The sequence below is a fragment of the Ensifer sp. Root142 genome, from assembly GCF_001426785.1.
Classification (GTDB): domain Bacteria; phylum Pseudomonadota; class Alphaproteobacteria; order Rhizobiales; family Rhizobiaceae; genus Ensifer; species Ensifer canadensis.
Window position 1 is genome coordinate 196,387 of the sequence record NZ_LMFK01000048.1, and the last position, 12,555, is coordinate 208,941.

Consider the following 12,555-nt stretch of genomic DNA (forward strand, 5'->3'; position numbering starts at 1 on the left):
GAGCCCTTTTCACCGGGGCCTCTATTCGGCCGCCTCTGCCATTTTCATGCGTTCCATGTCTTCGAGCGCACGACGATATTCGACCGGCATGACCTTGCGGAATTTCGGCCGGTAGTCTGCCCAATGGTCGAGGATCGCCTTTGCCCGGGGCGAGCCCGTGTGGTGCAGGTGGCTGGAGATCAGCTGATAGAGCCGCTCCTCGTCGTGGCGCGTCATATCGCCGGACACGTCGACCATGCCCTTGTGCATGATGTCGCCGCCGTGATGATGCAGCTTCTCGAGCATGTCGTCTTCTTCGGGCACCGGCTGCAGTTCGACCATCGCCATGTTGCAGCGGCGGGCGAAATCGCCTTCCTCGTCCAGCACATAGGCAACACCGCCGGACATGCCGGCCGCGAAGTTGCGGCCCGTCGCGCCGAGAACGACGACGACACCGCCGGTCATGTATTCGCAGCCGTGGTCGCCCACGCCTTCGACGACCGCAATGGCACCGGAATTGCGCACGGCGAAGCGTTCGCCGGCAACACCGTTGAAGTAGCATTCGCCGGAGATCGCGCCGTAAAGCACGGTGTTGCCGACGATGATCGAGTTTTCGGGCACGATTTTGGTGTTTTCAGGCGGCCGGACGATGATACGGCCACCGGAAAGCCCCTTGCCGACATAGTCGTTGCCGTCGCCCACCAGGTCGAAGGTGATGCCGCGCGCCAGGAAGGCGGCGAAGGATTGGCCCGCCGTACCCTTGAGGGTGACGTGGATCGTATCGTCCTTCAGGCCCTTGTGGCCCCAGCGCTTGGCAAGCACACCCGAAAGCATGGCGCCGGCCGACCGGTCGACGTTCTTGATCTTGGCTTCGAAGGCGACGGGCGCCTTGGTTTCCAAGGCGATCTTGGCCTTCTCGATCAGCGTTCGGTCGAGCACGTCGTCGATCGGGTGCTTCTGGCGGCTGGTCCAGTAGGTCTCCGCCTTCGGAGCGTCGACCTTGTGGAAGATCTTCGAGAAATCGAGACCGTTGGCCTTCCAGTGGGCGAGCGCGCCGTCCTTCTCCAAGAGTTCGGAAGCACCGATGATTTCATCGAGCCTGCGCACGCCGAGCGAGGCGAGGATCTCGCGCACTTCCTCTGCAACGAAGAAGAAGTAGTTGATGACGTGCTCGGCCGTGCCCTTGAAGCGCTTGCGCAGCACCGGATCCTGGGTCGCGACACCGACAGGACAGGTGTTGAGGTGGCACTTGCGCATCATGATGCAGCCGGCCGCAATCAGCGGCGCGGTGGCAAAACCGAACTCGTCGGCGCCGAGAAGCGCGCCGATGATCACGTCGCGGCCGGTCTTCAGGCCACCATCGACCTGAAGGGCAACGCGCGACCGAAGGCCGTTCAGCACCAGCGTCTGCTGAGTTTCGGCAAGGCCGATTTCCCAGGGGCTGCCGGCGTGTTTCAACGACGTCAGCGGCGATGCGCCGGTGCCGCCGTCGAAACCGGAAACGGTGATGTGGTCGGCGCGCGCCTTGGCGACACCGGCAGCAACCGTGCCGACGCCCACTTCCGAGACCAGCTTGACCGAAACATCGGCTTCAGGGTTGACGTTCTTCAGGTCGTAGATCAGCTGCGCCAGATCTTCGATCGAGTAGATGTCGTGGTGCGGCGGCGGCGAAATCAGGCCGACGCCCGGCGTCGAATGCCGGGTCTTGGCGACGGTCGCATCCACCTTATGGCCGGGCAGCTGCCCGCCCTCGCCGGGCTTGGCGCCCTGGGCCACCTTGATCTGCAGCATGTCGGCATTAACAAGATACTCGGTGGTCACGCCGAAGCGGCCGGAGGCGATCTGCTTGATCGCCGACCGTTCCGGGTTGGTCGAGCCATCGGGCAGCGGCAGGTAGCGGTCGCTTTCCTCGCCGCCTTCGCCGGTGTTCGACTTGCCGCCGATCCGGTTCATGGCGATTGCCAGCGTCGTATGCGCCTCGCGGCTGATCGAGCCGAAGGACATGGCGCCCGTCGAGAAGCGCTTGACGATGTCGGTGGCCGGCTCGACCTCGTCGACGGAGATCGGCTTGCGGCCGGCAGCCTCCGCACTCTTGACGGTGAACAGGCCACGGATCGTGTTCATCCTGAGCGCCGAGTTGTTCACCATCTCGGCAAATTCGCGATAGCGATCCTCTGCATTGCCGCGCACGGCATGCTGCAGCGAGGCGATCGCATCCGGCGTCCAGGCGTGGCTTTCGCCGCGCATGCGGTAGGCATATTCGCCACCGATATCGAGCGTGTTGGCAAGCACCGGATCGGCACCGAAGGCTGCCTTGTGGCGGGCGACGGTTTCGGCCGCGATCTCTTCAAGGCCGATGCCTTCGATCGTCGTCGCAGTCCCGAAGAAGAACTGGTCGACCAGCTTCGACGACAGGCCGACAGCATCGAAGATCTGCGCGCCGCAATAGGACTGGTAGGTCGAGATGCCCATCTTGGACATCACCTTGAGGATGCCCTTACCCACCGCCTTGATATAGCGGTAGACCACTTCGCTGCCGTCGACTTCCTTGGGGAAATCGCCGCGCTTGTGCATGTCGGTCAGCGTATCGAAGGCAAGATACGGGTTGATCGCTTCGGCGCCGTAGCCGGCGAGCAGGCAGAAGTGATGCACTTCACGCGGTTCGCCGGATTCCAGCACGATGCCGACCGAGGTGCGCAGGCCCTTGCGGATCAGGTGGTGGTGCACGGCGGCCGTTGCCAGCAGCGCCGGGATCGCGACGCGGTCCGGACCGACCTGGCGGTCGGAAAGCACGATGATGTTGTAGCCACCCTTGACCGCCGCTTCCGCACGTTCGCAGAGGCGATCGAGCATTTCCGGCATGCCTTCGGCATCGCGCGAAATGTCGTAGGTGAAGTCGAGCGTCTTGGTGTCGAACCGGTCCTCGGTATGGCCGATCGAGCGGATCTTTTCCAGATCGCCGTTGGTCAGGATCGGCTGGCGCACTTCCAGCCGCTTGGCATGCGCCATGCCGGCATGATCGAGCAGGTTCGGGCGCGGGCCGATGAACGAGACGAGGCTCATCACCAGCTCTTCGCGGATCGGGTCGATCGGCGGGTTGGTGACCTGCGCGAAGTTCTGCTTGAAGTAGGTATAGAGCAGCTTGCGCTTGTCGGACATTGCCGAGATCGGCGTGTCGGTGCCCATCGAGCCGATGGCTTCCTGGCCGGTGGTGGCCATTGGCGACATCAGGATCTTGGTGTCTTCGAGCGTGTAGCCGAAGGCCTGCTGGCGGTCGATCAGGGAAACGTCGCGGCGCAGCGCACGCGGCTCGACCGGCTTCAACTCTTCGAGGATGAGCTGGGTATCGTCGAGCCACTTGCGGTAAGGATGCTTGTCGGCGAGCGAAGACTTCACCTCCTCGTCGGAGATGATGCGACCCTGCTCCATGTCGATGAGCAGCATCTTGCCCGGCTGCAGGCGCCACTTCTTGACGATCTTTTCTTCGTCGACCGGAAGCACGCCGGCTTCAGACGCGAGGATGACGCGATCATCAGATGTGACGATATAGCGGGCCGGACGCAGACCGTTGCGGTCGAGCGTCGCGCCGATCTGGCGGCCGTCGGTGAAGGCCACGGCTGCCGGTCCGTCCCACGGCTCCATCAGCGCTGCGTGGTATTCGTAGAACGCCTTGCGCTCGGGCGACATCAGCTGGTTGCCGGCCCAGGCTTCGGGGATCAGCATCATCACCGCATGCGAAAGCGAGTAACCGCCCTGCACCAGGAATTCGAGCGCGTTGTCGAAACAGGCGGTGTCCGACTGACCCTCGTAGGAGATCGGCCAGAGCTTGGAGATGTCGTCGCCGAAGAGCGGCGAGGACACGGAAGCCTGGCGCGCCGCCATCCAGTTGACGTTGCCGCGCAGCGTGTTGATTTCGCCGTTGTGGGCGACCATGCGATAGGGGTGCGCGAGCTTCCAGGACGGAAACGTGTTGGTCGAGAAGCGCTGGTGAACCAGGGCGACGGCCGACTGGAAGCGCTCGTCCTCCAGGTCCTTGTAGTAGGCGCCGACCTGATAGGCCAGGAACATGCCCTTGTAGACGATCGTCTGCGTCGACAGCGACACGACGTAGAAGCCGAGATCGCCGCCTTCCGCTTCCGCATAGATGCGGTTGGAGATCACCTTGCGCAGCGTGAACAGGCGACGCTCGAATTCGGCGTTGGTCGCGGCATCGCGGCCGGCACCGATGAACACCTGCACATGGTGCGGTTCGGTCGCAGCGATATCAGGAGCCTTGGAAAGCGACGAATTGTCGACCGGCACGTCGCGGAAGCCAAGCACGTGCTGGCCTTCCTCGGCGACCACTTCGCTGATCACGTCCTTGAAATGGGCAATCAGCTTTTCGTCGCGCGGCATGAAGAGGTAGCCGACGCCATATTCGCCGGCCTTCGGCAGGGTAACGCCCTGCTTGGCCATTTCCTCGCGGAAGAAGCGGTCGGGGATCTGCACGAGGATGCCAGCGCCGTCACCCATCAGCGGGTCGGCGCCGACGGCACCGCGGTGCGTCAGGTTTTCGAGCATGAAGAGGCCGTCGCGCACGATCTGGTGCGACTTCTCACCCTTCAGATGCGCGACGAAGCCGACGCCGCAGGCATCGTGTTCGTTGCGCGGATCATAGAGACCCTGTTTTCGCGGCAGGCCGGACGGGAATGTGGGCGTTTTTTCAGCCGTCGCAACAGTGTGTGCGAGGTTGAGCCCAGATTGCTGTGATGGCGTGTGATCCGTCATCGTCTTCCCTCCTGTTGAACCCGGCATGTCCGGGCATACCTGCGCCCGCGCATGGCTTCTCGTCGCACGCATTCACGTGCCGCAAAGCCGGGGCATTCATCGTCTCATGATCCTGATCAGGTCGCAAATAATGCACGGCATCATCAGGCATTGATGTCAGTGACCATCCTGATGGCAGGCGTTAACAACCGGATGAAATCCGGCGGATCCCCCTGCGCCACACGCCGATTGCCGATTTTTTGGGCACTTGCGGCGATTGTTCCGGTCCCTAGACCGAAATAGGACAGCAAGACTGTCCTATTTCATGCGCTCTATGCCAGAAACCGCCCCCCTCCGCAAGGGGCATATGAGCAAATAATAGAAGGGATTTTGCCGAACATTGCCGAAAATTTCCCGGTTTTATAATTTAATTACGACAAACGGACGTTTTCTTCATTTTGGTTTCAAACTGGTATCCTGTTGGCCTCCATAGCAGCGACCGTGATTGATCCGGCCGGCAGGTGGGTTATGGTCGCCCGAACGACGTCGATATGACCGTGAAACAGGACGATATGTGATGATTTTTTCCTCTGACAACTGGGCTGGCGCCCACCCTGCCATCGCCCAGAGCCTCGTGACCCATGCCGACGGCTACGCCTCCGCCTACGGCACCAGTGAGCTCGACCGGAAGGTGGAGAGGAAACTGTCGGAGGTTTTCGAGCGCGATGTCGCAGTCTTCTTCGTCGGCACGGGAACGGCCGCCAATTCGCTGGCGCTCGCCAGCACCAGCCGCGCCGGCGGCGTCGCGTTCTGCCACCGCGAAGCGCACGTGACGGCCGACGAGTGCGGCGCTCCGGAATTCTTCACCCATGGATCGAGGTTGAAGCCCGTCGACGGCAAACATGGCAAGATGGACGCATCGCGCCTTGAGGCGGAAATTCGCCGCTACCCGCTCGACAATGTCCATGGCGGTCAGCCGATGGCGGTCACGCTGACGCAAGCGACCGAAAGCGGCACCGTCTACGCACTCGATGAGATCGAGGCGATTGCCGCGGTCGCCAATGCACACAAGCTGCCGCTGCACATGGACGGCGCCCGCTTTGCCAATGCGCTGGTCAGCCTCGATGCCACACCGGCCGAGATGACCTGGAAGCGTGGCGTCGATCTCGTTTCCTTCGGCGGCACGAAGAACGGCTGCTGGTGCGCCGAGGCCCTTGTCCTCTTTGATCTTTCGAAGGCGCACGAGATGCATTTCCTGCGCAAGCGCTCGGCTCAGTTGTTCTCGAAATCGCGCTTCGTCTCGGCCCAGTTCGACGCCTACCTCGAAGGCGGTCTCTGGCTCGACCTCGCCCGGCATTCCAACGCCATGGCCCGGCGTCTTGCCAACGGCATCGCCGCTTCGCGCAACAGCCGGCTCGGTTGGCCGGTCGAAGCCAACGAGGTCTTCGTCATCCTGAAAAAGGACGTGGCGACGAAACTGCAGGAGCAAGGCGCCGTTTTCTACGACTGGCCGGTTCCGCACGAACTCGCCGGAAGCCTCGCGGCCGACGAGGGCCTCTATCGCCTGGTGACGAGCTTTGCGACCAAGATGGACGACGTCGATCGCTTCGTCGCAGCCTGCTGAGGCGACTGCATAATTCCTTGGATCAGGATAGATCCGAGGAGAAAATTATGCAGCAAATTCAAAGAGCCACAATACCGCGTGCCACGCGCGGTGTTGTGGCTCACGCCTGGCCCTGTAACGTCCTCACCTTCGACAAAATCTCGGTCGAGAGCGCCGCGATCAGCTTCTGGTCGGCGCCCTTGCTGGGAACCAGTACGAACTCGACATCCTCCAGCGGCGGCAAGGTGCCGGTGGGTATTTCCCGCAGGCCCTGCGGCGCCATACTGCGCGGCTGGACGAGCACGCCCATGCCCGCTTGGGCGGCGGCCGTCAGCCCGCTGAGGCTGCCGCAGGTGCAGACGATCCGCCATGGCAGCCGATGCCGGTCGAGCACCTCGAGCGCCACGCTGCGCGTGATGCTCGGCGGCGGAAAGGCGATCAACGGCAGCACCCTGTCACGCTTCACACGCTCGGGATCACGCGCCAACCAGACCAGCGGCTCGCGATAGACCAGTTCGCCGCGCGGATCGCCCAGCCGCCGCTTTGCCAGCACCAGATCGATCTCGCCACCATCCTGCATATGGTAGAGCACGCCGCTGAGTGCTACCGTCAATTCGAGCTCCACCGACGGATGGGCGCGAACGAAATCTTCGAGCACGCCCGGCAACCGGCTGGTGACGAAATCCTCCGACATGCCCAGCCGTAATCGTCCGCGCAGACTGCTTTCGGCAAGCAGCGCCTTGACCTCGTCGTCGATCGCCAGCATCGAACGCGCATGGGCAAGCAGGGCCTGACCATCCGTCGTCAACGAGACCCGGTGCGTGTCGCGGGCAACGAGCTTGCGCCCGAGCGACGCCTCAAGCCTTTGAATATGTTGACTGACCGTCGACTGGCCAAGCGCCAGTCTCTCGGCCGCGAGGGTGAAGCTGCCCATCTGTTCGAGCGCAACGAAGCTGCGCAGTTGCACGAGGTCGAGCATGCATTATCCAATTTCGCGATAACTGTTATTCCTTGCATCCTGCTTCATAATGACATTTCTCGGCAAGACGTTTCTCAATCGAGCCAGTGACAGACATGGGCCGCTATCTTCCCGACACCTTCACCCTGCTCCTGCTTCTCACCGTGCTTCTGGCATCGATGCTGCCGATCCATGGCGAGGCGACGGCCTGGTTCGCCATGGCAACGAAGGTGGCGGTCGGCCTGGTCTTCTTCCTGCATGGCGCAAGATTGTCGCGCGATGTCGTCGTCGCCGGCTTCCTGCATTGGCGGCTGCATCTGGCGATCCTGGCATCGACCTTCGTGCTGTTCCCGCTGATCGGCCTCGTCGTCGGCTTCGTACCGTCATCGGTCCTGCCGCCGGCGCTCTATACCGGCATCCTCTTCCTCTGCGTCCTGCCCTCGACCGTGCAATCGTCGATCGCCTTCACGTCGGTTGCCGGCGGCAATGTCCCGGCAGCAATCTGCTCAGCGTCCGCCTCCAACATCTTCGGCATGTTCCTGACGCCGCTTCTCGTCGGTCTCCTATTTTCCGCCGGCGGCCATGGCGGTGTGTCGCTGGATGCCCTTGAGCAGATCCTGCTGCAGCTGCTGGCACCGTTCATCGCCGGTCAATTGTTGCAGCCGTGGATCGGCGGCTGGATCCGGGCGCGCAAGGGCCTGCTTGCGCCCGTCGACCGCGGTTCGATCCTCATGGTCGTCTATCTGGCCTTCAGCCAGGCCGTCACATCGGGGCTATGGCAGACCTTTTCGCTTGCCGATCTCGGGGTGCTGGTCGCGATCGAGATCGTCATGCTGGCGCTGGTAGTCGCCGTCACCATGTTCGGCAGCCGCCTCTTCGGTTTCAACCGCGCCGACGAGATCGCCATTACCTTCTGCGGCTCGAAGAAGAGCCTTGCGAGCGGCATCCCGATGGCAAGCGCCATCTTCGCCGGCCAGAACATCGGTGCGATCGTGCTGCCGGTCATGCTCTTCCACCAGATCCAGCTGATGGCCTGCGCGGTGATTGCCCAGCGTTACGCCGCCCGCAAAGAGCTGGACGCCATCGCCGAACCCGTCCGCCCCTAAAGCAATTCCAGGAAAAGTGTGAAACGGTTTTCCGTCCGGCATTGCGTTATTTCAATGATCTAGAACCTGTCCGGGAAGACGCGAAAACAACGATCCCAAAAAAAGGCGGCGTCCTTTCGGGCGCCGCCTCTTCAAGCTTGGGAGGGAGGGATTAGAGGTTCTGGGCCTCGATCTGCTTCGGCTGCGATGCGACCGACGTAATGTCGATCCGGCGCGGCTTGGCTGCTTCCGGGATCTCGCGGGTGAGGTCGATGTGCAGCAGGCCATTCTTCAGCGAAGCGGACTTGATCTCCACATGGTCGGCAAGCTGGAAGCGACGCTCGAAGGCGCGCTTGGCAATACCGCGATGCAGGAACTGGTTTTCTTCGGCCTTGTCCTCGCTCTTTTCGCCCTTGATTGTCAGCGTATGTTCGCGCGCTTCGATCGACAGTTCGGTTTCGTCGAAGCCGGCAACCGCCATGGTGATGCGGTAGGCGTTTTCGCCGGTGCGCTCGATGTTATAGGGCGGATAGGTCTGAGCCTGGTCAGGCTGGCCGAGGCTGTCGAGCATCGTGAAGAGGCGGTCGAAGCCGACGGTGGAGCGATAGAGGGGGGAAAAATCAACGTGACGCATGGTGTCCTCCTGGGAGCAACTGTTTGCGATGTCTGGTCTGCCACCCCATCCAGGCAGCGGCGCGACCGGTGAACGGACCCGTTATCGGCGTCCGTGAGCAAGAGATGGGAATGCGATTTCGTCAGTTCAAGGCATGCCGCCTCAAGATTCCCAAGAGGTGAATGGCGGATGAATGACAGGTTCGGCCGTGGTTCAGATCAGGGGCGTTACAAAGGCCACACTGGGAGGAAATCTCCTGGGGCTGAAGTGACATGTCCCTTCCCCTTCAGCGGCCGGAAACGGTGATCGTCCGGATTTCACCCACCGTTTCCGGCTTTTTTCTTTGACGGCGCCAAGCCCGCCGCCTATCCCTGATGATACCGATCAACGCGTCTTCAGCCTGGTTTCGTCCGTCATGACCACGATCCTCCGCTCCACACCGGATAATCCGATACCGGACAATCACGTGGCGGGCTTCTTCGATGGAGCCGGTGGCCGCAAGATCCGCTACGCCATCTTCAAGACCAGGACGCCGGTTGCGCGCGGCACCGTGGTGCTGCTGCAGGGCCGCAACGAATCGATCGAGAAATACTTCGAGACCATCGCCGAACTCAACGCCGCCGGCCTCTGGGTCGCAACCTTCGACTGGCGCGGCCAGGCGGGCTCGGAGCGGCTCTTGCCCGAGGCCGGGCGCGGCCATGTCGAGCGCTTCTCCTATTACGAGCGCGATCTGACCACCTTCCTCGAACAGATCGTGCTGCCGGATACCCGGCTGCCGTTTTCGATTGTCGCCCACTCCATGGGCGCGCTGGTCGCGCTGTCGCTCGCGCCCACGCTTTCGAGCCGCATTGATCGCCTGGTGGTGCTTGCCCCCTTTGTCGGCCTCGGTGGCCAGATAATTGGCGAACGCAGCATCGCCAGCATGGCAACGGTGATGCGCTGGGTCGGTCTCGGGCGGCTGCCATTGCATGCCGACAAAGGCAATCGCCCCTTTGAAAACAACGTGCTGACCGCCGACCGCCGGCGCTTTGCGCGCAACCTGGCCTTGACCGAAGCCTATCCGGAATTGCGACTTGGGCCGCCGTCGGCGCGCTGGTTGACCGAAGCGTTTCGTGCAATGCGCCGCGTCGCCCGACGGGAACATCTGACCCGCATCACCCTGCCGACGATCATCCTGGCGCCGACAGCCGACCGGCTGGTGCCGCATGTCGCCGTCGAGTGGCTGGCGCGCAATTTCCGCGCCGCCCACATGATCCCGATCGACGGTGCGCGCCACGAACTGCTGCACGAGGCCGATCGTTATCGCGCCCAGGCCATGGCGGCCATTCTTGCTTTCGTCATTCCCGATAAGGACGACAAGGACGAAGGCGAAGCGGCCTGAGACAATTCAGTCTTTTGAGAAAATTCAGCCTTTGAGAATTTCCAGCGTCTGCGCATGCAGTTCGGCGCTGCCGGCAGCGATGACTTCGCCACCCATTTCCGCCGGGCCGCCCTGCCAGTTGGTGACGATGCCGCCAGCCTGCTCGATCAACGGGATAAGGCCGCCGACGTCATAGGGCTTGAGCCCGCACTCGATGACCAGGTCGACATGACCGGCCGCAAGCAGCGCGAAGGCATAGCAATCACAACCGTAGCGGAACAGCCGCACCTTGTCCTGCAGCGCCTCGAAGCGGGTCTTGTTGTCGCCGGTGTAGAGATGCGGCGAGGTCGTAAACAGCACGGCATCTGAAAGCGCGTCGCAAGTGCGGGTCGACAGCACCTTGTCGCCGTCGGGTCCACGGTAGAGCGCCTGCTTGCCGTCGGCAAAGAAGCGTTCGCCGGTAAATGGCTGATCCATCAGGCCCATCACCGCATCGCCGTTGCGATAAAGACCGATCAGCGTGCCCCAGACCGGCAGGCCGGAGATGAAGGCGCGCGTGCCATCGATCGGATCGATCACCCAGACATATTCGCGATCGAGCCCGACATTGCCATGCTCCTCGCCGAGGATACCGTGACCGGGGAAATTCTCCTCGATCAGAGCGCGGATCGCGGCCTCAGCCGACTGATCGGCCTCGGTCACCGGATCGAAACCGCCCTCGAGCTTGTTGACGACGCTCGTGCCGATGCGAAAGCGCGGCAAGGTTTCCGCCTTGGCGGCATCGGCGAGACGATCGAAAAAGGAGCGGTCGGGCAGCATGTCACTCTCTTTAGGGAAAGAAGCAGGAAGGTCCAATCTGCATAGACGAAATCTGCAGAAAGGCAAACGGCCAAGCGACCGGCTGTCAGCGATCCAAGACGGTGGGCCGTTCCGATCGTTTCAGCGCCGTCGATCCGGTGAAATTCCTTTGCCGCACTGCAAAAGTTTTCACTCTCTCAACTTGACAATTGTGCAGTGCAATATTAGGGTTTTTGTGCAGTCACTTGTGACTGTAAATACCCTCCTTGGGTGTTTCCTCCCTAGACTTAACCGCGCCACCGGCGCGGTTCTTTTTGAGGTCTACTACAGCGCCGCGCGGCTTATTGGACGCGCAAAGGTCGCTGTAGCGCTTTGAATTGCTGCATGTTTTTATCCTTAAATCGAATAGGATTTAAGGAACATGCCATAGGGAACCGACGCTACTCCGCAGCAAGCGGCAGATAGGCGCCATAATCCTCGACATGACGCGCGAGCGACGCGATGAAGCTGGTGAGATCGGCGACCAGCGCGCCGAAACCGGGCTTGCGGACCAGCGTCGTCTCATCGACATAGAGCCCGCGATTGATCTCGATCTGCAGCGCATGCAGGCCGCGGCTCGGTCGGCCGTAATGTTCGGTGATGAAACCGCCGGCATAGGGCTTGTTGCGCGCGACGGTATAGCCGAGCTCAGCCAACAGATCGACGGCCATCCTCGACAGTTCCGCCGCGGCACTGGTGCCGTAACGATCGCCGATGATGAAGTCCGGCCGCTGGGCGCTGCCCGGCAGATGCACATTGCCGGGCATCGAGTGGCAATCGATCAAGACCGACAGGCCGAACTGGACATGCGTGCGGGCGATGAGCTTGCGCAAGGTGGCGTGGTAGGGCTTGTAGATCGTCTCGATGCGCGCCAGCGCGTCTTCGACGGGGAAGCGGCCGCGATAGATTTCCATGTTCTCGGCGACAAGCCGCGGCACGGTTCCAAGGCCGCCTGCCACCCGCATCGAACTGATATTGGCATGCGGCGGCACCGGCCCGTCGAACATGCGCGGGTCGAGTTCGTAAGGCTCGCGGTTGACGTCGAGGAAGGCCCGCGGGAAATGCGCCAGCAGCATCGGCGCGCCGAGGAACGTCGCGTTCTGGAACAGCTCGTCGACATAGTGATCTTCGGAACGACGGATCGCCAGCGCATCGAGGCGGGACTGATCGAGAAAGGCCTGTGGATAAGAGCGGCCGCTATGCGGCGAGTTGAATACGAAGGGAATCCGCTGACTTGCAGGTTCCAGAACCTCAAACAGCTCCCTCTCCGTCATCTCCCCCATCGGAACCCTTTTTACCATGTGCGGTTCTTGCTGTTGCCATCATGTTGCCAGTTGGTCGGCTCTGTGTCCATAGTGCGCCCACTCCGGTTTC

8 protein-coding genes are annotated in these 12,555 nt (G+C 62.0%); 3 read left to right on the plus strand and 5 right to left on the minus strand.

What is annotated here, in order from left to right; genetic code table 11:
• Positions 1-21 precede the first annotated feature (21 nt).
• Positions 22-4,746, minus strand: coding sequence for a glutamate synthase large subunit (gene gltB, locus ASD52_RS34535; protein WP_025424815.1), 4,725 nt, complete (start codon positions 4,744-4,746; stop codon positions 22-24).
• Positions 4,747-5,302: 556 nt separating this feature from the next.
• On the opposite strand from gltB, the gene ASD52_RS34540 reads away from it, so the two are divergent.
• Positions 5,303-6,349: a low specificity L-threonine aldolase gene (locus tag ASD52_RS34540; RefSeq protein WP_057205649.1), complete on the plus strand. Its 1,047-nt coding sequence runs from the start codon at positions 5,303-5,305 to the stop codon at positions 6,347-6,349.
• Between the two features lie 100 nt (positions 6,350-6,449).
• Here the strand turns inward: ASD52_RS34540 and ASD52_RS34545 are convergent, their stop codons facing one another.
• Positions 6,450-7,307, minus strand: coding sequence for a LysR substrate-binding domain-containing protein (locus ASD52_RS34545; protein WP_025424817.1), 858 nt, complete (start codon positions 7,305-7,307; stop codon positions 6,450-6,452).
• Positions 7,308-7,402: 95 nt separating this feature from the next.
• Here ASD52_RS34545 and ASD52_RS34550 point away from each other — a divergent pair, with 95 nt between their 5' ends.
• Entirely contained in the window at positions 7,403-8,392 is a 990-nt protein-coding gene (locus ASD52_RS34550) for a bile acid:sodium symporter family protein (protein WP_057226585.1), read from the plus strand.
• A gap of 151 nt (positions 8,393-8,543) precedes the next feature.
• On the opposite strand, the gene ASD52_RS34555 is transcribed toward ASD52_RS34550, so the two are convergent.
• Complete coding sequence (locus ASD52_RS34555) at positions 8,544-9,005, minus strand: Hsp20 family protein (RefSeq protein ID WP_025424819.1); 462 nt, start codon at positions 9,003-9,005, stop codon at positions 8,544-8,546.
• A 394-nt stretch (positions 9,006-9,399) separates the two neighbouring features.
• Between ASD52_RS34555 and ASD52_RS34560 the strand changes: the two genes are divergently transcribed.
• The gene (locus ASD52_RS34560; RefSeq protein ID WP_025424820.1) at positions 9,400-10,365 is read left to right on the plus strand and encodes an alpha/beta hydrolase; all 966 of its coding nucleotides are present in this window, start codon (positions 9,400-9,402) and stop codon (positions 10,363-10,365) included.
• Positions 10,366-10,389: 24 nt separating this feature from the next.
• Here ASD52_RS34560 and hisN read toward each other — a convergent pair whose 3' ends face one another.
• Together hisN and ASD52_RS34570 are read right to left on the minus strand one after the other, a co-directional pair.
• Entirely contained in the window at positions 10,390-11,163 is a 774-nt protein-coding gene (gene hisN / locus ASD52_RS34565) for a histidinol-phosphatase (protein WP_025424821.1), read from the minus strand.
• Positions 11,164-11,582: 419 nt separating this feature from the next.
• Entirely contained in the window at positions 11,583-12,464 is an 882-nt protein-coding gene (locus tag ASD52_RS34570) for an N-formylglutamate amidohydrolase (RefSeq protein ID WP_025424822.1), read from the minus strand.
• Between the last annotated feature and the right edge of the window lie 91 nt (positions 12,465-12,555).